General features: G+C 59.1%; 24 protein-coding genes. 6 read left to right on the top strand and 18 right to left on the bottom strand.

The features are described 5' to 3' along the window. Positions 1-281 precede the first annotated feature (281 nt). Positions 282-2,138, top strand: coding sequence for a S8 family serine peptidase (locus NTD81_RS12190; protein ID WP_262182694.1), 1,857 nt, complete (start codon positions 282-284; stop codon positions 2,136-2,138). Between the two features lie 28 nt (positions 2,139-2,166). Beyond that, positions 2,167-2,628 carry a hypothetical protein gene (locus NTD81_RS12185; protein ID WP_262182693.1) on the top strand — a complete coding sequence of 154 codons (462 nt, stop codon included), beginning with the start codon at positions 2,167-2,169 and terminating at the stop codon, positions 2,626-2,628. Between the two features lie 181 nt (positions 2,629-2,809). On the opposite strand, the gene NTD81_RS12180 is transcribed toward NTD81_RS12185, so the two are convergent. From NTD81_RS12180 to NTD81_RS12155, 6 genes are read right to left on the bottom strand one after another with little or no spacing between them, the layout of a single operon-like run. Further along, complete coding sequence (locus NTD81_RS12180) at positions 2,810-3,313, bottom strand: hypothetical protein (RefSeq protein WP_262182691.1); 504 nt, start codon at positions 3,311-3,313, stop codon at positions 2,810-2,812. Continuing rightward, positions 3,304-4,428, bottom strand: a complete 1,125-nt coding sequence (locus tag NTD81_RS12175) for a beta-ketoacyl synthase N-terminal-like domain-containing protein (RefSeq protein WP_262182689.1) — start codon at positions 4,426-4,428, stop codon at positions 3,304-3,306. The genes NTD81_RS12180 and NTD81_RS12175 overlap by 10 nt, the downstream gene beginning before the upstream one ends. Beyond that, positions 4,425-4,691 carry an acyl carrier protein gene (locus tag NTD81_RS12170; RefSeq protein ID WP_262182688.1) on the bottom strand — a complete coding sequence of 89 codons (267 nt, stop codon included), beginning with the start codon at positions 4,689-4,691 and terminating at the stop codon, positions 4,425-4,427. The genes NTD81_RS12175 and NTD81_RS12170 overlap by 4 nt, the downstream gene beginning before the upstream one ends. Then, the gene (locus NTD81_RS12165; RefSeq protein ID WP_262182685.1) at positions 4,673-5,857 is read right to left on the bottom strand and encodes an ABC transporter permease; all 1,185 of its coding nucleotides are present in this window, start codon (positions 5,855-5,857) and stop codon (positions 4,673-4,675) included. The genes NTD81_RS12170 and NTD81_RS12165 overlap by 19 nt, the downstream gene beginning before the upstream one ends. Next, on the bottom strand, positions 5,854-6,738 hold the full coding sequence (locus NTD81_RS12160; RefSeq protein ID WP_262182684.1) for an ABC transporter ATP-binding protein: 885 nt from the start codon (positions 6,736-6,738) through the stop codon (positions 5,854-5,856). Before NTD81_RS12160 ends, NTD81_RS12165 begins: the two co-directional genes overlap by 4 nt. Further along, positions 6,731-7,138, bottom strand: coding sequence for a beta-hydroxyacyl-ACP dehydratase (locus NTD81_RS12155; RefSeq protein ID WP_262182682.1), 408 nt, complete (start codon positions 7,136-7,138; stop codon positions 6,731-6,733). The genes NTD81_RS12160 and NTD81_RS12155 overlap by 8 nt, the downstream gene beginning before the upstream one ends. A 92-nt stretch (positions 7,139-7,230) precedes the next feature. Here NTD81_RS12155 and NTD81_RS12150 point away from each other — a divergent pair, with 92 nt between their 5' ends. Beyond that, positions 7,231-7,785 carry a methyltransferase family protein gene (locus NTD81_RS12150; protein WP_262182681.1) on the top strand — a complete coding sequence of 185 codons (555 nt, stop codon included), beginning with the start codon at positions 7,231-7,233 and terminating at the stop codon, positions 7,783-7,785. Positions 7,786-7,788: 3 nt separating this feature from the next. On the opposite strand, the gene NTD81_RS12145 is transcribed toward NTD81_RS12150, so the two are convergent. Further along, entirely contained in the window at positions 7,789-8,226 is a 438-nt protein-coding gene (locus NTD81_RS12145) for a hypothetical protein (RefSeq protein ID WP_262182680.1), read from the bottom strand. A gap of 96 nt (positions 8,227-8,322) precedes the next feature. On the opposite strand from NTD81_RS12145, the gene pip reads away from it, so the two are divergent. Further along, positions 8,323-9,294, top strand: coding sequence for a prolyl aminopeptidase (gene pip / locus NTD81_RS12140; protein WP_262182679.1), 972 nt, complete (start codon positions 8,323-8,325; stop codon positions 9,292-9,294). After that, entirely contained in the window at positions 9,291-9,728 is a 438-nt protein-coding gene (gene dtd / locus NTD81_RS12135) for a D-aminoacyl-tRNA deacylase (RefSeq protein WP_262182678.1), read from the top strand. The genes pip and dtd overlap by 4 nt, the downstream gene beginning before the upstream one ends. 50 nt (positions 9,729-9,778) lie before the next feature. Here the strand turns inward: dtd and NTD81_RS12130 are convergent, their stop codons facing one another. Beyond that, the gene (locus NTD81_RS12130; protein ID WP_262182676.1) at positions 9,779-10,369 is read right to left on the bottom strand and encodes a 2-hydroxychromene-2-carboxylate isomerase; all 591 of its coding nucleotides are present in this window, start codon (positions 10,367-10,369) and stop codon (positions 9,779-9,781) included. Positions 10,370-10,404: 35 nt separating this feature from the next. Then, on the bottom strand, positions 10,405-11,133 hold the full coding sequence (locus tag NTD81_RS12125; RefSeq protein ID WP_262182674.1) for an SDR family oxidoreductase: 729 nt from the start codon (positions 11,131-11,133) through the stop codon (positions 10,405-10,407). Between the two features lie 97 nt (positions 11,134-11,230). Between NTD81_RS12125 and NTD81_RS12120 the strand changes: the two genes are divergently transcribed. Further along, a complete protein-coding gene (locus NTD81_RS12120) occupies positions 11,231-11,716 on the top strand; it encodes a winged helix-turn-helix transcriptional regulator (protein ID WP_262182672.1) in 486 nt (161 codons plus the stop codon). Between the two features lie 1,143 nt (positions 11,717-12,859). Here NTD81_RS12120 and NTD81_RS12115 read toward each other — a convergent pair. From NTD81_RS12115 to ubiE, 9 genes are all read right to left on the bottom strand, one after another. Further along, the gene (locus tag NTD81_RS12115) at positions 12,860-13,567 is read right to left on the bottom strand and encodes a 16S rRNA (uracil(1498)-N(3))-methyltransferase (protein ID WP_262182670.1); all 708 of its coding nucleotides are present in this window, start codon (positions 13,565-13,567) and stop codon (positions 12,860-12,862) included. Further along, positions 13,564-14,349 (bottom strand): twin-arginine translocase subunit TatC, encoded by a 786-nt coding sequence (gene tatC, locus NTD81_RS12110; RefSeq protein WP_262182669.1) that lies wholly within the window; start codon positions 14,347-14,349, stop codon positions 13,564-13,566. The genes NTD81_RS12115 and tatC overlap by 4 nt, the downstream gene beginning before the upstream one ends. Continuing rightward, positions 14,346-14,816 (bottom strand): Sec-independent protein translocase protein TatB, encoded by a 471-nt coding sequence (gene tatB / locus NTD81_RS12105; protein WP_262182668.1) that lies wholly within the window; start codon positions 14,814-14,816, stop codon positions 14,346-14,348. The genes tatC and tatB overlap by 4 nt, the downstream gene beginning before the upstream one ends. 8 nt (positions 14,817-14,824) lie before the next feature. Then, positions 14,825-15,085 carry a twin-arginine translocase TatA/TatE family subunit gene (locus NTD81_RS12100; protein ID WP_262182667.1) on the bottom strand — a complete coding sequence of 87 codons (261 nt, stop codon included), beginning with the start codon at positions 15,083-15,085 and terminating at the stop codon, positions 14,825-14,827. Between the two features lie 22 nt (positions 15,086-15,107). Further along, positions 15,108-15,440: a phosphoribosyl-ATP diphosphatase gene (locus tag NTD81_RS12095; RefSeq protein ID WP_262182665.1), complete on the bottom strand. Its 333-nt coding sequence runs from the start codon at positions 15,438-15,440 to the stop codon at positions 15,108-15,110. Beyond that, the gene (gene hisI, locus NTD81_RS12090) at positions 15,433-15,834 is read right to left on the bottom strand and encodes a phosphoribosyl-AMP cyclohydrolase (RefSeq protein WP_262182664.1); all 402 of its coding nucleotides are present in this window, start codon (positions 15,832-15,834) and stop codon (positions 15,433-15,435) included. The genes NTD81_RS12095 and hisI overlap by 8 nt, the downstream gene beginning before the upstream one ends. A gap of 77 nt (positions 15,835-15,911) precedes the next feature. Continuing rightward, a complete protein-coding gene (gene ubiB / locus NTD81_RS12085; protein WP_262182662.1) occupies positions 15,912-17,519 on the bottom strand; it encodes a ubiquinone biosynthesis regulatory protein kinase UbiB in 1,608 nt (535 codons plus the stop codon). Beyond that, positions 17,516-18,133 (bottom strand): SCP2 domain-containing protein, encoded by a 618-nt coding sequence (locus NTD81_RS12080; RefSeq protein WP_262182660.1) that lies wholly within the window; start codon positions 18,131-18,133, stop codon positions 17,516-17,518. Before NTD81_RS12080 ends, ubiB begins: the two co-directional genes overlap by 4 nt. Next, entirely contained in the window at positions 18,133-18,903 is a 771-nt protein-coding gene (ubiE, locus tag NTD81_RS12075; RefSeq protein ID WP_262182659.1) for a bifunctional demethylmenaquinone methyltransferase/2-methoxy-6-polyprenyl-1,4-benzoquinol methylase UbiE, read from the bottom strand. The genes NTD81_RS12080 and ubiE overlap by 1 nt, the downstream gene beginning before the upstream one ends. Between the last annotated feature and the right edge of the window lie 3 nt (positions 18,904-18,906).

The following is an 18,906-nucleotide window of genomic DNA, read 5'->3' as shown; positions in this document are numbered from 1 at the left end:
ATGGTTGTTTTCTCTCAGATCGCGCAACGCGAATAAGTTTTTCTAACTGAGCCATCGCTAATTAATCTGGAACTGATTTGCCAATATTGCTTGTTGGTGAATATATGGCTCCAGGTACTGCTTTTATCTCTTATAAATATATAACTTTTAATTTTAAAAGGAGGAAAATCTACTCGCTGTTTGCCCTATGGACATCTTATCGACGTTAAGGATTTCGTTTGAGTGGTGTCCGCGCAATACCTAGCTACAAGTCAATAATGCCTAACAGATGGAGACTGGAAATGAGGCTAAATACTCTTGCATTGACTGTTGCCGCTACAATTTCAACTGGCGCTATTTCACCGGTATTCGCTGATGAGAGTTGTAAGCTTATAAGCGTAAGTGAGCAGGTGGATATTTCCCGTACCTCGCCCCAGCGTTGTTTGCCTGGGCTTAACCCCCTACAGGGGCAACAATGGAACCTTCTGAATAATGGGCAGGATGCCTTTAGTAGTACTGGTGGTGTACCGGGTAATGATCTGAACCTTTGGTGGGTGCACCGCCTGGGAGGCTTAGGTCAAGGGGTTAACGTTGCCGTTGTGGATGACGGTTTGGAAATTGCGCATCCAGATTTGGCCGCGAATATTCGGCCCGGATCAAAAAACTTTTCGAACAATAGCAACGATCCCACGCCGAGCAATAGGAATGATGCTCACGGCACCTCTGTAGCCGGTATTATTGGCGCTGTGGATAATAAAATCGGCATCAAAGGTGTTGCGCCACTCGTGAAGCTTCAAGGCTTTAACATTATTGCTACTGGAAGTCAGCAACGACTGTCTGATTTTCTCTATGCCTTAGGTAACAGCCCGGCAACAGCGGATAATCGGTTGTTCAATCAGAGCTATGGCAGCACTCCGACCAATTCGCCAAACAGCAACTCATTGTTTGACCAACAGCAAGATGCTTTGCTCGAGTCTAAGACTCTGGCCACTAAGGACAGTGCTGTTTATGTCAAGGCTGCCGGTAACGGATTCGCTAGCTTTGGATCAGATATCTATACTTACCGGCGCCGGGTGGCGGAACCGCAGATTCCGTTCTTTGGCAGCAATATAGAATCAGCGGCCACCAACTTCTGGAATACAGTCATCAGTGCCATCAATGCTGACGGTGTTCGCGCCTCTTATTCCAGTGTGGGCAGTAACGTGTTTTTTGCCGCGCCAGGTGGCGAAGATGGCAGTAAACTACCGGCTCATGTCACGACGGATCTTTTAGGGTGCAACCGAGGATATAGCTCTACGAATTACGCTGTAAGCAACCGCCTGCATAATGATCGCACGCTTGATCCCAACTGCGACTACAACGGGATTATGAATGGCACCTCAGCCGCGACACCTAACGCGACAGGCTCTCTGGCCTTATTGATATCAGCCTACCCGCAACTCTCAGCTCGCGACTTTCGCGACATTATTGCGCGCTCAGCGACACGTATAGATCCCAATCAGCAACCTGCTGTTTTGACCTATTCGAGCGCAGCCGGGCAGCGCAAGGTGACGGCTTTAGAAGGATGGGAAAAAAATGCCGCCGGGACGTGGTTTAGCCCGAGTTATGGCTTTGGCCTTATTGATGTAAACAGCGCGTTGAAACTTGCGGCCAGCCACACCCCGCTACCACCATTGGTGCAGTCGCCTTGGAAACAAGGGAAACCAAGCAACGCCAGCCTGGCAGCTATTCCCGATGTCGGTAGCCAGCCAACCACATCTGCAATTCAGGTCAGCGACGCGCTTACGGTTGAAGGGGTTCAGGTGCGGATTAACCTAGACCATCAGCGTGTTAGTGATCTGTTGATTGAGTTGGTATCACCCGCAGGCACACGCAGTGTGCTGCTCAATCCACTCAACGGTCTGATCGGTCAGGCGGCTGATAAAGCTGCGGGGCTGTCGCCAAGTCCAGGCTTGCGTAATTACAGGCTGTTATCCAACAAGTTTTACGGTGAGTCCAGCGCCGGTCAGTGGAAGCTCCAAGTCACCGATGTGAGCAATAGCGCGCGCCGTTTAGTCAGAACATCAATAATCTCTGGCGTAACCTCGGAGTTGGTTGAGGCGAACAATACAGCGGAAGGTAAGCTGATCGATTGGTCTATTCGGGTTTTGGGGCACTAAAGCCTAGCCGCATATAGGAGTGATATTCATGAAGCATTATTTTTTGACCTATGGTTTGCTCTCAATGCTGGCCGCTGTTTCTCTACCCGCAATGAGCGAAGAAAGCGTCAGCATTGAAGGGGCGACCTATCAGCCTGTTGAAGTCAATGGCCAGCGCTATTACCTCAAAGATTCAGGCACTCGTACCCGGACAGCACGTAGTGCTGACGGCGCATCGGCTAGTCCGGGTCTGTACATTGGTGACATTGTGCGCCGAGATGCGGTTGAACCTGAACTGAGGGTAAACGGCGGTATTCTGGTAAAAGCCAGTGAGCCAGAGGCTCAAGCTATCGCACAGCGCTACGGTTTGCAGGTGCAGAACAATATCGGAGGCATTGCTTTGCTCAATGCTACAGGCTCGACCGATTTGAGGCAGTTAGCTGCGCGTCTGCAGCAAGAAGGCCATGAGGTGGAAATTGAGGTGAGTGGGCCGTTATTAAGGCCTAACTAAGATCACGGCGTCGCCGTCACGTGCTGTAGGTGGCGGTGACGCTGATCTTTAACCCTCTTGGGCCTGAATGGCAGCGCGAATTTTTAGCGCAAAGTTAAAAGTTAAGAGCCAGAACTACTTAATGCTCGGCGCGCAAATGATTAAGCAGCCCTGCTGCACAGGGTGAATAGCCCCAGGTTTTCTAGACACTCTCCAGGCTCCTTTCCATCAGCAACTCAGCACGTACTACAAGCTCTGTGCGCTCATCACACACCACCAATAACGCCTGCTCAATCAGCCCATCTGCCAAATCCAAACTCGCCAAAGCCTGCAACTGTGGCCAGACATGCTCCCCTGCACCAATAAATAGATTCGGTCCTTCCAGCCCCAACTGCTGGGCGATATGGAAGCCGGCGGCGTTGCTGACGCTGTTGACAAACTCAAACGGCTTGGGCTGTTTGTGTTGCACGCACACGGCGTTAAGCAGGGCGCCCATGGTGCTGCGGTCGGGGTGGCTGGTGGCCAGATATAAACCGCAGCGGCCGTTGATTTTGCTTTTAAGCGGGGCGGCGGCGAGCAGGCACTGGAGGATCAGGCGGTCGATACGGCGCGGTGGGTTTTGCAGCCACTGGCTGAGCTGGGCTTTAAGTTCTTTATCGCTAAACGCGGCGGTGTCGCGGACTTCATGGCTGGCGATTAGGCGCATGTGGGGGCTCCCGGCAGGCAGCCTTGTAACACTAAGCTGGCGTTGTTGCCGCCAAAGCCGAAGAAATTGGCCAGCAGCAGGCTGTCGGCGTTTAGCGTTTGCGGCTGTGCGCAGAGCGGCAGGCTGGCCTGGGCGGCGTAGTCGACGGCGGGCAGGGCGCCGAGTTGCAGGCTTTGCAGCAGCAACAGGGTTTCGCTTAGACCGCAGGCGCCGAGGGTGTGGCCGATGGCGGGTTTGAGCAGGCTTAAGGTCGGCATCTGCCGGGGATAGAGCAGGCGCATGCCGTTGTGCTCGGCCTCATCGTTTGCCGTTGTCGCGGTGCCGTGTAGTTTGACCAGGTCGATCTGCTCGGCGCCGCACTCAGCGCTGCGCAGGGCTTGTTGCATGACCCAATGGATATGGCTGCCATCTTCCATTGTGGTGGTCAGGCTGCTGGTGTCGCAGGCGCTAAAGCCACCGAGCAAACGCCCCAGTGGTGTCGCGCCCGGCTCGCGGCTGAGCAGGGCGCAGGCATAGGCCTCACCGAGAATCAGACCATCGCGCTCGGGGTGAAACGGCCGGTACGCAGCGCTGGGGCTACTCAGCATCAGCGCGCCAAAGCCTTGCTGGGCGATGCTGCTGGGCGTCTCGAAACTCAGCACCAAGGCACGCGTGTACAGGCCGCTTTTGACTAGCCGCGCGCCATATAGCAAAGCGTTGGCGGCGCTGGTGCAGGCGGTGTTGAGGGTGAAGGCGGCGGCAAAGCCCCAGCGCTCGCGCACTTGCTGGGCAATGCTGTCCAGCGCGGTGGAGTCGGCGGCAGTGAAGCCTTGTTGGCGCTGCGCCAGTTGCTCCAACTGGCTGATATCCAAGCTGGTGCTGGCAATGATCAGCAGGCAATCGTCCAGCGCCGCGCGGCTGTCGGCCAAGGTGCTGCGGATCAGGCGATCCAGGCGCTGAGCCAACTCGGCTGGCGCGCCTTGGGCGTATAGGTAGCTGCGCGGCTCGTGCAGTTCATGCAGGGCAAAGCTGGCCCGTGGGCCTTGTTGGCCGCGGCTGAAGGCGTCGGCGGCGCTGCTTAAATCGGCGCCCAGAGCGCACTCCAGTGCGGCGCTTTGCACATACACTGGCGTCACTGCTGTTGCCTGATAAAACTGGCGATGCTGCTGATGCTGGAGAGGATGCGCCGGCCATCCTTGGCCCCTTCAATGCGCACGCCGTATTGCTGCTGCAGGGCGAGGGACACTTGCAGGGCGTCGAGGCTGTCCATCTGCACGCGGCTTTTACCGCCGAACAGCTGTTCATCATCGGTAATTTCTTGCCAGTCGATGTCGTCTTCTTTATCGCACTCGCGAATAATCAGTTGCTTGAGTTGTTGTTCTAGTAATGAGTGGTCCATTGCGTGTGCCGTATTCTTCTTGTTAACAAAAGCAGCCCGCCTGCGCCCAGCACTGCTGCAAACAGCACTAGGCGCAGGCAATAGGGGGCAATATCCATCAGGGTGGCGTGCCCCACCAGCAAGCTGAGAAAAGCGTCGAGCGCCCAACTCATGGGGGAGAGCTGCGCCACCTGGGCCATAGTCTCAGGCATAACGCTCTTGGGCACCATAATGCCGCCCAGCGCCGCGAGGATGATATTGATACCGCCGCCCAGCAAGAGCGCTTGCTCACTGCTGCGCGCCAAGGCTGCCAGGAGCAGGCCGAGACTACAGGTGGCCAGGCTTAAACACACCGCCAGCAGTACATAGGCGGCGGCACTGCCAGGCAGGCTCAGGCCGGGCAGGCCGAGCAGCGGCAAGGCGTACACGCCGATGCCCAGCAGTAGGGCGAATTGCACCAGGTTGATGGCCGCGTAGGGCAGCAGTTTGCTTAAGATCAGCGTGCTGTGGCTGAGGCCCATGGCCCGCAGGCGCAACAGGGCGCCGCTCTGTTGCTCGCGCTGGAAGCCGCCGGCCATGGGCAGCACCACAAAGAACATGCCGAAGATCAGCCAGGCCGGCACGCTCAGTTGGCTGGCATTGGCGCGGCCGCTTAAGTCGCCGCTGGCCAGTTGTTCCAGCTCGGTGATCTGGCTTTGTGTGCGTTGTTGCACCCGTTGCAGTTGTTCCGCCTGGCTCAAGTCGCTGCCCAGCGCGCCACTGTCTTGCAGAAAGGCGCGTAGGCGGGTTTGCGCTAAGGCCACATTGACCGCACTGTGCAGACGCTGGCGCGAGAGCTTATCGAACTGCGCCGGGAAACTCAGGCTCGGGCCTTGGTGCGGGGTGTCGAGCAGGTGTGCGGCGAAGTCGGGCGGCAAGCTGATGGTGGCCAAGCGTTCGCTGCTTGCGCGCAGCAATTGGCTGTCGCTGAGCTGCGCTTGCAGGGCGGCGCGAAAGAATCTGCTGTTGTCGTCATCCGCCGCTTGCAGGAGTAAACGCAGGGCCGGTGGCCGCTCCTGCATATAGCTCGACATGGCGCCGGCCATCAGCAGCAAAAACAGGGTCGGCATAATAAACAGCACGGCCAGCGCGTGGGGGTCGCGCAGCAGTAGCAGCAGCTCTTTGCGCAGCAGCGCCCATAGCCTCATAGGCGTCCACCGTTGAGCTGTAAGTAGAGTTGCTCAAGGGATGGCCGGCCAAAACGCAGCAGGCTCGGCAACGGTGTTTGCTGGCTGACGAAGCGGGTGATGGCCTGTAGTTGTGCGGCGTCCAACCGGTTAATGCGCAGGCCTCTGGGCAGCGCTTCGGCGCTTAATTGCAGGCTGTGGATCAGCTCCGTGATGCCGGCCGGGACCTGCTGCGGCCATTCCAGCAGCAAGCCGTGGTTGTCGCCGAGCAGTTGGCGTTTATCCACATCCAACCGCACCTGGCCTTCATGCAGCAGGAGGATACGCTGGGCGACGCGCTCGACTTCTTCCAGATAGTGGCTGGTGTAGATCACCGCTTTGCCGGCGGCGCACAGTTGTTCCACCGCGCCGAGCAGTGGCTGCCGATTGCTGGCGTCGACGCCCACGGTGGCTTCATCGAACAGATACAGGTCCGCCGGTTGCAGCAGGCCGATGGCGAAATTTAAGCGCCGTTGCTCGCCACCGGAGAGCTGCTCGCTGCGCCGTTTAAGCAGGCTGCCGAGGGCGCAGACGTCGATGCACTGGGCTAACTGCTGACGGCGCTCGGCACCGCGCAGGTGGTACAGGTCGGCAAATAGATTGAGGTTTTCCGCTACCCGCAGGGCGCCGTAGAACGCCAACTGCTGGGGAATCAAGCCCAGGCGCGGTTGGCTATCCCAATGCATCTTTCCTTGTTGAACCGCCAGCACGCCGCTGATGAGCGACAGCAGGGTGGTTTTGCCGGCGCCATTGCTGCCGAGCAAACCGAGGCATTGGCCGGCTTGCAGGTGCAGATCGATCTGGCTCAGGGCCGCGCGCTGGGCCCCGGGGTAGTGATGGCTGATCTGTCTAAGCTCAAGCATGGATCAGCACCAGCAACAGTTTGCCGTCGAGCAACAACTGGCCCTGATGGTGGATGGCAAAGGCATACAGGGCACCGCCCGGGCTCAGGGCTTCTTGCTCCGCGCTTAGGTGCAACACGCCGTCGCGCACGTCTGGCTCGTGATGCAATTGCAGCTGGGAAAGCTTGCCCACTAGTGCCATTTCAATGGCGCTGCTATCGCCGTATAGGGCACCATGTGCGGCACATAACTGCGCTGCCGCCTCAAACAACAAACAGGCTGAAGCGTCACTGCGCACCTTGTGCAAGTAGTGCCAGGCGCTAAGGCCAGTGATGCGGCGCGGGTCGTGTTGCAGCAAACTGTCCAGCCACAGGGCAGTACCTTGATGGGGCAGCAGGCTGAGCAGTTGAGTGCGGTCCATGGGGGGCTGCGTGGGCAAATGGAACGGCAGTGTAGCAGAGGGGGTAATGCTGGCGCAGCGCTGCCAGTTGGGTCGGTGATGGAGGAATAAAAATGGGCGCTCTACAGGTTTCAGCTTTTGTGCTGGGCACTTTGCTCTTGCTGGCGTTGTCTTGGCAGGCCCTGCGCCGACCGCAGTCCCACGGTTTTTACCGTTTCTTTGCTTGGGAGGCGATCCTCGTTTTGCTGGTGTTCAATGGCCCGTACTGGTTTGTCGAGCGTTACAGCGCCCATCAGTTGGCATCCTGGGCCTTGTTATTCGCCTCGCTGCTCGTGCTGGTGCCGGGTGTGTACCAACTGCGCCGTGCCGGCAAGCCCAATGATCAGCGCAACGATGCCGAGCTGTTTGCCTTTGAACGCACCTCGCAACTGGTCACCAGTGGCGTGTTCAGCCATATCCGCCATCCGCTGTACGCCTCGTTGTTGCTGCTGGCGTGGGGCGTGGCGTTTAAGCAGCCCAACGGCCTCAGTTGGACGCTGGCCGGTATCGCCACGGTGGCCTTGTATCTGACGGCCAAGTTTGATGAGGCCGAGTGCTTGCAGCAGTTTGGCGATGCCTACAGCGAGTACATGCAGCGCAGCAAAATGTTTGTGCCCTGGATGTTTTAGCCGCTACTGCCAATCGAGCCGGGCCAGGCGCCACTGGCCTTGCTCCAGCCACCACTGCATCTTCAATTGCAAATGCTCGGCGCTATTGGGCAGTAAGTTCTGCGCCCCGGTCAGCGCCACCCGCGCCTCGGTCAGACCGCGTTCACTGTAGGGGCCATCGAGGCTCGTGGTTTTGCTCAGGGTGATGATCTGCACCCGCTTATGGCGCATAAACAGCGCGAGCATGCTGCGCTGTGCCCAGGCGCGGTCGTACTGCTGCTGGGCGAGAAATTGCGGATGCAGTTGTTCCATCACCGCACTGGCGCGCTTGCCCTGAAGGTTTTTTTGCAGTTGGCTGACGGCCTCTTCCAATGCCGCCTGGTTGCTGTCTTGTGGCGTGCAGGCGCTCAGCATGGCGAATACAAGGCAGATAAAAGCGCGGGGGATAACCCAGCTAGGCATGCTCAAGTCCTTTTTTCATGGTTATGATGCTTGGCATTGCGACCCGCCTGTAGCCGTTATCGGGCTCCGGGGCGCGGCTAAGTATAGGAGCAAGTTATGCAGACCTTGTACCCGGAAATTAAGCCTTACGCTCGTCACGCCCTCGCAGTGCAAGCCCCCCATGTCTTGTACGTGGATGAGAGTGGCCGCGCCGATGGCCTGCCAGTGGTGTTTATCCACGGCGGCCCAGGCTCGGGCTGCGATGAATCGAGCCGGCGTTTTTTCGACCCGAACCTGTACCGCATCGTGACCTTTGATCAGCGCGGCTGCGGGCGCTCGACGCCTTTTGCCGAGCTGGAAAACAACACCACCCAAGACCTGATCGCCGATATGGAAAGCATCCGCGAGCATCTGGGGATCGATAAGTGGGTGTTGTTTGGCGGCTCTTGGGGTTCGACCCTGGCCCTGGCCTATGCCCAGGCTCACCCTGAACGCGTGCATGGTTTGTTGCTGCGCGGCATCTTTCTGTGCCGCGAGCAGGAGCTGGAGTGGTTCTATCAGCGCGGTGCCAGCCGCCTGTTCCCAGATTACTGGGAAGATTACATCGCGCCGATCCCGCCGCAGGAACGCGATGATCTGATCGCGGCGTTCTATAAGCGCCTGACCGGTGCCGATCAAATTGCCCAGATGCATGCGGCCAAAGCCTGGGCCACCTGGGAAGGGCGGACTGCCACGCTGCGGCCTAATCCGCAAGTCGTGGAGCGCTTCACCGACGCCAATCGTGCCATGTCGATTGCCCGCATCGAGTGCCATTACTTCATCAACAAAGGCTTTTTAGAGCCTGACCAGTTGTTGCGCGATATGCCCAAGATCGCCCACTTACCGGGGGTGATCGTGCATGGTCGCTATGACGTGATCTGCCCGCTGGATAACGCCTGGGCGCTGCACAAGGCTTGGCCCAACAGCGAGTTGCAGATTGTCCGTGATGCCGGTCACGTGGCCTCGGAACCCGGCAATACCGACGCCTTGGTGCGGGCCACCGATGCCATGGCGCGGCGTTTACTTAACTTAGCTCCGGATGAAGCATGAAGGCTTTGATTCAACGCGCCCGTGGCGCACGGGTGGAGGTGGCAGGGCAGGTCATTGGTGCCATCGAGCAAGGCTTATTGGTGTTGGTCGGCGTCGAGCCGCACGACACGCCGGCCAGCGTCAGCAAGTTGCTGCATAAACTGCTCAACTACCGGGTATTTAGCGATGCTGACGGCAAGATGAACCTGTCGCTGAAAGATATTCAGGGGGGCTTGCTGCTGGTGTCACAGTTCACCTTGGCTGCCGATACTAAAAGCGGTTTGCGCCCGGGCTTCTCCACGGCGGCGCCACCGGCTTTAGGCGAGCAGTTGTTTGATCTGTTGGTGGCGCAAGCCCGTGAGCAGCACCCGACGGTTGCCACCGGCCAGTTCGGCGCCGATATGCAGGTGCATCTGGTTAACGACGGGCCGGTGACCTTTTTGCTGGAGACTTAAGCCCACAGGCGGCCCGCACAGGCATGGTGGTGGGCCGCTGGAGCGCAGTTTTACTCAGCCTTGAGCGCTGCGGCGACAAAGTCCAAGCGGTCTTGGCCAAAGTACATTTGTCCATCGATAAAAAAAGTCGGTGCGCCAAATACCCCGCGTTTAACCGCCTCGTCAGTGTTGTCCTTAAGCTGCTGCTTGACCGCTTCGTCTGCAATCTTGGCGGCAAACTCAGTGGGGTTGAAACCCGCTTCAGTCAGCAGCTGCGCCAGCACCTGTGCATCGCCCAAGTTCAGCTGCTGCACCCAAATGCCTTGGTAGATGGCTTGCATGTAACGCTCGAACTCTGGCGTGCCGGCATAGGCCACGGCGCCGCGCATCAACTGCAAGGTGTTGATCGGGAAAAACGGGTTGAGCTTAAGCGGCACTTCATAGCGTTTAGCGAAGCGCGCCATGTCCTGGAACATATAGCGGCCCTTGGCTGGCAGGCTGACTGGCGACTGGTTGCCGATGGCTTTAAACAGCGCGCCTAGCAGTAGCGGGCGCCAGATGATTTGGGCGCCGGTGGCTTGGGCAATAGCTGGCAGCTGGGTAAAGGCCAGGTAGCTGGTGGGGCTACCGAAGTCGAAGAAAAACTCTACGCTTTTGCTCATGTTCACTGCTCCTTAGGATGGTTATGGCTTGGGGCTTAGAAGGTTTCTGACCAGGGCCGTAGATCCAGCTCATGGACCCAGCAATCGCGGGGCTGGCAGTGGATTTGCCAGTACTGCTCGGCGATATGCTCAGGGTTGAGGATGCCGTCCTCGTCTTTGCGCTGGTACAGGGTGGGGAAGTTGTCGCGGATAAACGCCGTGTCGATGGCGCCATCGATAATCGGGTGGGCGACATGGATTCCCTTCGGCCCTAGCTCCCGCGCCATGCTTTGGGCCAGCGCGCGCAAGGCGAACTTGGCGCTGGCAAAGGCGGCGAAGTGGGCGCGGCCGCGTAGCGAGGCCGTGGCGCCGGTAAAGATGATGCTGCCTTGGGCGCGCGGCAGCATGACTTTGGCGGCTTCGCGGCCGGTCAAGAAGCCGGCTAAAGCGCCCATCTCCCAGACTTTGCGGTAGACCCGCTCGGTGGTTTCGCTGATGGAAAACTGCACATTGGCGCCGATGTTGAAGATCACCGCGTGCAGCGGCCCGACTTCGCGCTCGATGGTGGCAAACAGCTCGACCACGTGCCCCTCAAGCCGCGCATCGCAGGCAAAAGCCCGTGCTTGACCGCCCGCCGCCTCAATCTCAGTGACTAAGCCCTGCAACTTATCGGCACTGCGCCGCGCCACGCAGGCCACATAGCCCTCGCGGGCGAATCGTTTGGCAATGGCGCCGCCGGTGGCATCCCCGGCGCCCACCACCAGCACAGCTCGGCTTTGGCTCATAGCTACTCTCCGTTAGTTCTGTTTTGGAACTTGCGGATAGTCAGTTCCATTTAGGAACCTGTCAAGCTAAAGTGCAGGCCATTGTCTGGAGGTGCTCATGCGTTGGGAAGAACTGGATCAGCAGCCGTGCTCCTTGGCCCGCACCCTGTCGGTGGTGGGTGATCGTTGGACCTTGCTGGTGCTGCGCGAGTGCTTTCTCGGCACGCGGCGTTTTGATGATTTTCAGGCGCGTTTAGGCGTGACTCGTCATGTGCTGGCCGATCGTTTGAAGACCTTGGTCGAGGCCGGCGTGCTACACAAAGAGGCCTACCAGCAGCGGCCGCTGCGCGAGGAATATCGGCTCAGTGCGAAGGGCTTGGACCTGTATCCGGTGATCGTCAGTTTGGTCGATTGGGGCGACCGCCATATGAGCGGCCCGGAAGGTGCGCCGATCCAACGCACCCACAAACGTTGCGGCAAGCCCATGCAGGGTGTGCTGGTGTGCTCCGAATGCGGCGAGCCATTGCACGGCCAGGACGTGGCCCTAAGCGAGGCGCCGGCCTTTAAGGGACAACTGTTACCGGCCCACTGGCACGCTAAGTAGCCAGGATTAACTTAGCGCTTTATCCATCCACTGTGGTTATGGAGCCTGGTGACCAAGCTACGCGTTGATCAGGGGGTAGGGCGGCAATCTCCGCACCGATGCTTGCACCACGGCAGCCACCCACCCAACGTAGGGTGGCCAAGGCCGCGCAGCGGCCTTGACCACCATCACCACAGTGCCCTCATGCTTGAAGATTTACCGGTATATCCATGACGGACGCCTGGTGGATGGATGAAGCGCCATCCACCCTACGCTCTGGCGCGTGCAGCGGTAGGGTGCAATCGCCGCACAGGCGCTTGCACCGAGGGGATGCAGAGGGTAGGACGGCAATCGCCGTACAGATGCTTGCACCACGGCAGCCACCCGCCCCAACGTAGGGTGGTCAACGGCCGCGCAGCGGCCTTGGCCACCATCACCACAGTGCCCTCATGCCTGAAGATTTACCGATATATCCATGACGGACGCCTGGTGGATGGATGAAGCGTCATCCACCCTACGCTGGCGCGGGCAGCGGCAGGGGGCAATCGCCGCACAGGCACTTGCACCACGGCAGCCACCCGCTCCAACGTAGGGTGGTCAACGGCCGCGCAGCGGCCTTGGCCACCATCACCACAGTGCCCTCATGCCTGAAGATTTACCGGTATATCCATGACGGACGCCTGGTGGATGGATGAAGCGCCATCCACCCTACGCTGGCGCGGGCAGCGCTAGGGCGCAATCGCCGCACCACGACAGCCACCCGCCCCAACCTAGGGTGGTCAACGGCCGCGCAGAGGCCTTGGCCACCATCACCACAGTGCCCTCATGCTTGAAGACTTACCGATATATCCATGGCGGACGCCTGGTGGATGGATGAAGCGTCATCCTCCCTACGCTCTGGCGCGGGCAGCGCTAGGGCGCAATCGCCGCACAGGCGCCGCACAGGCGCTTGCACCACGGCAGCCACCCGCTCCAACGTAGGGTGGTCAACGGCCGCGCAGCGGCCTTGGCCACCATCACCACAGTGCCCTCATGCTTGAAGATTTACCGATATATCCATGGCGGACGCCTGGTGGATGGATGAAGCGTCATCCACCCTACGCTCTACGGGGCCGGCGGCGTTGAACCCCTTAGGCTAAACGCGGTGCGGCTTATGGCAGGGGGTTAGTAGAGGCGGGCAAGCAGGGCGGTGACGGCGGTTTCGACGCGCAGGATGCGCTCGCCAAGTTGCACCGGCTCTAGGCCTGCCTGCTTCAGCAAATCCACCTCATAGGGAATCCAGCCGCCTTCTGGACCGATGGCCAAGGTGACTGGCTGGGTGACCGCGCGGGGGCATTCTGGGTACTCGCCGGGGTGGCCGACCAAGCCCAGGGTGCCGGCGGCCAGTTGCGGCAGTTGGTCTTCGACAAAGGGTTTAAAGCGCTTCTCGATGATCACCTCAGGCAGGACGGTATCGCGGGCTTGTTCGAGGCCCAGAATCAACTGCTCGCGGATCACTTGGGGGGCGAGAAAGGGCGTTTGCCAGAAGCTTTTTTCCACCCGGTAGCTGTTCAGCAGCACCACTTTCGGCACGCCCATGCTGCTGATGGTTTGCAGCACACGGCGCAGCATCTTCGGGCGTGGCAGGGCCAGCAGCAGGGTCAGGGGCAGTTTGGCGGGCGGTGCTTGGTCAAAGCTGACGCTTAAGCGCGCCTGCTGTTGATCCAGTTCGAGCAGGTGGCCTTGGCCCATCAGCCCGCCGATACGACCAACCCGCAGGCTGTCGCCGATGGCGGCCCGGTGCACTTCCAGCAGATGTTTAAGGCGCCGGCCGGTGAGGCAAACCTGATCGACAGCGACAAAGTCGCTGTCTTCTAAGAGCAACAGGTTCAAGGCAGTGGCGCAGGTGGCTGGTCTGGCTGCTCGGCTTGTTCTTCTTCAACTTGATGCTTTTTGATCATGCTGCCGCACAGCAGGCCCACTTCAAACAGCAGCCACATCGGTACTGCCAGCAGGGTCTGGGAGAAAATATCCGGCGGGGTGAGGATCATCCCCACCACGAAGCAACCAATCACCACATAGGGGCGGATCTTGCGCAGGGTGGCGACATCGACGATGCCGACCCAGATCAGCAGGAAGGTCGCCACGGGGATCTCAAAGGCCACACCAAAGGCAAAGAACAGGGTGAGGATAAAGCTCAGGTACTCGTTGATGTCGGTCATCATCGCCACGCCGTCAGGGGTTACGCTGGCGAAGAAGTGGAAGATGATCGGGAACACCAAGAAGTAAGCGAAGGCCATCCCGGCGTAGAACAGCAGAATGCTCGATGCCATCAATGGCACGGCCAGGCGCTTCTCATGTTTGTACAGGCCCGGCGCGATAAAGCCCCAGAGCTGAAACAGAATCACTGGCACGCTTAAGAAGAAGGCAATCCACGCGGTCAGCTTGAAGGGCGTAAGAAACGGTGAGGCCACCCCAGTGGCAATCATCGTGGCGCCTTCGGGCAGGTACGCGCGCAGCGGAGCCGAGACGATGGTGTAGATGTCTTGGGCGAAGTAGAACAGCGCGCCAAACAACAGCAGTACCGCGATCACGCAGCGCAGCAAGCGACTGCGCAGCTCAGCCAGGTGCGAGATCAGCGGCATTTCCTGATCAGTTTCTGGTAGTGGACTCATGATTGCGGTTTGTCCTGAATCACTGGGCTTGGCGCCGCGCCACCTGCGCTTGGAACAGCTTCAGGCTGGGCCGCGGGCGCTGTTGGCGTGGCTGTCGCTGGCGCTGCTGGTGCGGCAGCGATGGCTTCAGGGCTGTGCACGGCGGGCGTCGCCTGAGGCGTGCCCGGCGTAGGTTCAGCCGCGGCGTTGGGCGTGGGTGGCGCCAGTTTGCCGGCATCGATCAGCTCTTGCTTCATCGCCGCCATTTCCCGCTCAAGCTGCAAAATCTGCTCATTGTGCAGCTGTCGGCGGATTTCATCGGCGCCGAGTTCCTGCTCAACTTGCTGCTTGATGGCATTGAAGCTGCGTTTGATTCGGCCAATCCACAAGCCGGCCGTGCGCACGGCTCCGGGTAAACGTTCGGGGCCAAGCACCACTAAGGCCACCAGCCCCACCAGTACTAATTCGGAAAAGCCGATATCAAACATGGCTAGGCTCAGTCTTTGCGCGCTGGGTCTTCAACTTTATGCACTTGGCCGTCAAAGGTTTGTGGCTGATTCAGCGGCGCGGTGGGTTGTTGTGGTGCAGCAGGGCTGGCCTGTTCGGCTTTGCCTTCGTCTTCGGTGTTCATCGCTTTGCGGAAACCTTTGATGGTTTCGCCCAGGTCCGAGCCCAAGTTCTTCAGTTTTTTGGTACCGAAGATCAGTACCACGACCACCAGGATGACGATCCAGTGTTTCCAGTCAAAAATACCCATGTCGAGCTCCTCGCAAAATTAATTAGTGGGTCTCACGGGCGGCTTTTTCAGCGTGCCCGGAGAGGCCAAAACGGCGGTTCAGTTCGTCCAGAACAGCTTGGGGGTGCTGACCCAAGGCGGCCAGCATGACCAGACTGTGGAACCACAGGTCGGCGGTTTCATAGATAAGGTCGCTGCAGTCTCCGGACTGTTGAGCATCCTTGGCAGCCAGAATGGTTTCCACCGATTCCTCACCGACCTTCTCGAGAATTTTGTTTAAGCCCTTGTGGTACAGGCTGGCCACATAAGAGCTGTCAGGTGCAGCACCTTTGCGTTCTTCCAGCACCTGGGCCAGGCGCGCTAGGGTGTCACTCATGGCTGTGTCCTTTGTGATAGATGCTGTCTGCCGGTTTGATCACGGCATCAACGGTCTTCCAGCTGGCGTCGTCATAAACGCGGTAGAAGCAGCTTTCACGTCCGGTATGACAAGCGATGCCGCCGATTTGCTCAACTTGCAGCGTTATTACGTCAGCGTCGCAGTCCAAGCGTAGCTCATGCAGTTTTTGCACGTGGCCGGACTCTTCACCTTTGCGCCACAGTTTGCCGCGCGAGCGTGACCAATATACGGCACGGCCTTCAGCTACAGTCAGAGCGAGGGATTCGCGATTCATCCAGGCCATCATCAAGATGCGCCCGCTCTGGTAATCCTGGGCAATCACAGCGACTAAGCCGTCCTTGTCCCAGCGAATTTCATCAAGCCAATCAGTCATTTCTCGTTAATACCCTGGCGGGCCATACAGCAGGTGGGATCGAAGGCGCTAAGTGTGACAGCCAAGGCCGTTTATGGCTATCGGCGAACGACCAAGTACAGACCCGCCACGCCCATTAACCAGGCTGGCCAAGTGCTTAGATTTACCCAGTCTGGGCTGCCACTGAGCAGCACCGCCGCACCGACTAAAAGGCCAGCACCGAGCAGGCGCAATACGCCACGATCCTCAGTTTTGAGCGCAGGCGCAGCTTGGTTATGGCTGTGCGGCTGGGAATAACGCTCGAGCAAATCGCGGGTCATATTGGCCAGGTGCGGCACTTGCTCGACTTGGCTTTGCAGATTCTGCAAAACCGTTTTCGGGCTGTGACGCTCGCGCATCCAGCGCTCGAGGAACGGCAGGGCGGTGCTCCACAGATCCAAGTCGGGGTACAGCTGGCGGCCCAGACCTTCGATATTGAGCAGGGTTTTTTGCAGCAAAACCAATTGCGGCTGCACTTCCATATTGAAGCGTTGCGCGGTCTGGAACAGGCGCATCAGCACTTGGCCGAAGGAAATGTCTTTGAGCGGCTTATCGAAAATCGGCTCGCACACTGTGCGGATTGCCGCCTCGAATTCGTTGACCTTGGTGTCTTTGGGCACCCAGCCAGAGTCGATGTGCAGCTGCGCCACTTTGCGGTAGTCGCGTTTGAAAAAGGCCATCACGTTGCGCGCCAGGTAGTCCTGATCCTCGGGGGTCAGGCTGCCGACGATGCCGCAGTCGATGGCGATGTATTGCGGGTTCCACGGCGTGCGTGTGCTGACGAAAATATTGCCCGGGTGCATGTCGGCGTGGAAAAAGCTGTCGCGGAACACTTGGGTGAAAAAGATCTCCACACCGCGCTCGGCAAGCAGTTTCATATCTGTACGCTGATCGGCCAGAGTGACCAAGTCAGTGACCTGCACGCCGTAGATGCGCTCCATCACCAGCACTTTAGGCCGGCACAGATCCCAATACACTTGCGGCACGTACAGCAGCGGCGAGCCTTCAAAGTTGCGCCGCAATTGGCTGGCGTTAGCCGCCTCGCGCAGCAGGTCGAGCTCGTCGTAGATGGTTTTTTCGTAGTCACTGACTACTTCGATCGGGCGCAGGCGGCGGGCATCGGCCGAGGCTTTTTCCGCGAGCCGGGCGATCATAAACAGCCAGGCGATGTCCTGCTCAATAATCGGTTTGAGGCCGGGGCGAATAACCTTTACGACGACTTCTTCGCCGCTTTTCAATTGTGCCGCGTGGACTTGCGCCACCGAGGCCGAGGCCAGCGGTTGGCCATCAAAACGGGCGAATACCTGCTCAACCTTGGCGCCCAACTGGCTCTCGATCAGCGCCAGGGCTTTGGCCGGGTCGAACGGCGGCACGCGGTCTTGCAGGTGCGCCAGTTCATCGGCGATATCAGCCGGCAGCAGGTCGCGGCGGGTCGAGAGAATCTGGCCGAACTTAATAAAGATCGGCCCCAGCTCTTGCAGGCTCAAACGTAGGCGCGCGCCACGCGACAACGTGGGCTGGCGCCGTGGCAGCCAACGCCACGGCAAGGCATGGCGCAGCAGGCGGGCCCAAAACGGCAGGGGCAGGCTGAACAGCAGGTCATCCAACTGGTGGCGGATGATCACGCGCAAAATGCGCAGCAGGCGACGCAGGGCAAGCAGCTTCATGCAGTGGGCTTATGGCGTTGGGCGAGGCGCTCGATACGCGCGTCGAGACGGTCGAGGGACAGTTTTAACTGATCCAGTTCGGCAAAACGGGCATCGGCTTCGCGCTGCCCCACTAAGGTGCGCGACTCTTCACTGAGGTAATCGGCCAGATTCAGGCGCAGGCTTTCCAAGGTCTGTTTGAACCATTGGCTGCGGCTGCGCAGGTGATTACCCACCAGCGGGCTGGCGATGGGGCCGAACCAGCGGGCCAGTTCGTATTCCCAGTCCAGTTCGAGGTCTTGCAGAATGGCTGCCAGTTCCAGCAGCGCGGCACTGTCGCCGTCGAGCTGGACATCGGGGCCATGCAAAATGCTGGTTTTATCTTGGCTTAGGGCCAGGCGCAGCAAGCTGCTAGCGGAGGCGTGCAGGTGGCAGTCAGTCGCGCCGGCCCACTGCGCAGCCAGTTGCAGGCCGTCGGCATTGGGCAGGATAAACACCTGAACATCTGGCGCGGTGCAGTGCACGGCGATGACCTGACCGCTCAGGCCAGCCAGACGCGGCAGTGCCGTGCTGTCCAGCGCCAGGACGCGATTGAGGCCCAGCTCAACGCCGGCCAGCAGCCCGGTGACTAGCATTAGGGTTTGACACCTCGGTGCAGAGCGACGATGCCGCCAGTCATGTTGTGGAAGGTCACGCGTTCAAAACCGGCATCGGCCATCATGGCTTTGAGGGTTTCCTGATCCGGGTGCATGCGGATCGACTCAGCCAGGTAGCGGTAGCTGTCGGCATCGTTGCTGATCAACTTGCCGGCCAGTGGCATAAAGTGGAATGAGTAGGTGTCGTAGAACTTCGACAGCAAGCCATTAGTGGGCTTGGAAAATTCCAGCACGAGCAGACGGCCGCCCGGTTTCAGCACGCGCAGGATGGAACGCAGCGCGTCTTCTTTATGGGTCACGTTGCGCAGGCCGAAGGCGATGGTCACCACATCGAAGTGGTTATCCGGGAACGGCAGCTTTTCGGCGTCGGCCTGAACAAACTGCACGTTGCCAGCCACGCCTTTATCCAGCAGACGATCACGACCGACTTTGAGCATCGAGGCGTTGATGTCGGCCAGCACCACTTCGCCGGTGGGCCCTACAAGGCTTGAAAATTTGCGGGTCAGATCACCGGTGCCGCCGGCGATATCCAATACCCGGTTGCCCCGGCGCACGCCGGACAGTTCGATGGTGAAACGCTTCCACAGCCGATGCAGGCCACCGGACAGCACATCGTTCATCAGGTCGTATTTGCTTGCTACGGAGTGAAAGACTTCGGCGACTTTTTCCGCCTTTTGGCTTTCCGGCACATTCTGGAAACCAAAGTGGGTGGTGGCTTCGCTGTCGCTGCTCTTGCGCGGATCGTTCATCTT

It is taken from the genome of Pseudomonas sp. 5P_3.1_Bac2 (assembly GCF_025465995.1).
Classification (GTDB): Bacteria; Pseudomonadota; Gammaproteobacteria; order Pseudomonadales; family Pseudomonadaceae; genus Aquipseudomonas.
Note: the sequence above shows the minus strand (reverse complement) of the source record. Positions and strands in the feature narration are given on the sequence as shown.

Bases quoted from the DNA above. Each gene is read 5' to 3' on its own strand.
- NTD81_RS12190 (WP_262182694.1), top strand. From the start codon at position 282: ATGAGGCTAAATACTCTTGCATTGACTGTTGCCGCTACAATTTCAACT.
- NTD81_RS12185 (WP_262182693.1), top strand. From the start codon at position 2,167: ATGAAGCATTATTTTTTGACCTATGGTTTGCTCTCAATGCTGGCCGCT.
- NTD81_RS12180 (WP_262182691.1), bottom strand. From the start codon at position 3,313: ATGCGCCTAATCGCCAGCCATGAAGTCCGCGACACCGCCGCGTTTAGC.
- NTD81_RS12170 (WP_262182688.1), bottom strand. From the start codon at position 4,691: ATGGACCACTCATTACTAGAACAACAACTCAAGCAACTGATTATTCGC.
- NTD81_RS12165 (WP_262182685.1), bottom strand. From the start codon at position 5,857: ATGAGGCTATGGGCGCTGCTGCGCAAAGAGCTGCTGCTACTGCTGCGC.
- NTD81_RS12160 (WP_262182684.1), bottom strand. From the start codon at position 6,738: ATGCTTGAGCTTAGACAGATCAGCCATCACTACCCCGGGGCCCAGCGC.
- NTD81_RS12155 (WP_262182682.1), bottom strand. From the start codon at position 7,138: ATGGACCGCACTCAACTGCTCAGCCTGCTGCCCCATCAAGGTACTGCC.
- NTD81_RS12150 (WP_262182681.1), top strand. From the start codon at position 7,231: ATGGGCGCTCTACAGGTTTCAGCTTTTGTGCTGGGCACTTTGCTCTTG.
- NTD81_RS12145 (WP_262182680.1), bottom strand. From the start codon at position 8,226: ATGCCTAGCTGGGTTATCCCCCGCGCTTTTATCTGCCTTGTATTCGCC.
- pip (WP_262182679.1), top strand. From the start codon at position 8,323: ATGCAGACCTTGTACCCGGAAATTAAGCCTTACGCTCGTCACGCCCTC.
- dtd (WP_262182678.1), top strand. From the start codon at position 9,291: ATGAAGGCTTTGATTCAACGCGCCCGTGGCGCACGGGTGGAGGTGGCA.
- NTD81_RS12130 (WP_262182676.1), bottom strand. From the start codon at position 10,369: ATGAGCAAAAGCGTAGAGTTTTTCTTCGACTTCGGTAGCCCCACCAGC.
- NTD81_RS12125 (WP_262182674.1), bottom strand. From the start codon at position 11,133: ATGAGCCAAAGCCGAGCTGTGCTGGTGGTGGGCGCCGGGGATGCCACC.
- NTD81_RS12120 (WP_262182672.1), top strand. From the start codon at position 11,231: ATGCGTTGGGAAGAACTGGATCAGCAGCCGTGCTCCTTGGCCCGCACC.
- tatC (WP_262182669.1), bottom strand. From the start codon at position 14,349: ATGAGTCCACTACCAGAAACTGATCAGGAAATGCCGCTGATCTCGCAC.
- tatB (WP_262182668.1), bottom strand. From the start codon at position 14,816: ATGTTTGATATCGGCTTTTCCGAATTAGTACTGGTGGGGCTGGTGGCC.
- NTD81_RS12100 (WP_262182667.1), bottom strand. From the start codon at position 15,085: ATGGGTATTTTTGACTGGAAACACTGGATCGTCATCCTGGTGGTCGTG.
- NTD81_RS12095 (WP_262182665.1), bottom strand. From the start codon at position 15,440: ATGAGTGACACCCTAGCGCGCCTGGCCCAGGTGCTGGAAGAACGCAAA.
- hisI (WP_262182664.1), bottom strand. From the start codon at position 15,834: ATGACTGATTGGCTTGATGAAATTCGCTGGGACAAGGACGGCTTAGTC.
- ubiB (WP_262182662.1), bottom strand. From the start codon at position 17,519: ATGAAGCTGCTTGCCCTGCGTCGCCTGCTGCGCATTTTGCGCGTGATC.
- NTD81_RS12080 (WP_262182660.1), bottom strand. From the start codon at position 18,133: ATGCTAGTCACCGGGCTGCTGGCCGGCGTTGAGCTGGGCCTCAATCGC.
- ubiE (WP_262182659.1), bottom strand. From the start codon at position 18,903: ATGAACGATCCGCGCAAGAGCAGCGACAGCGAAGCCACCACCCACTTT.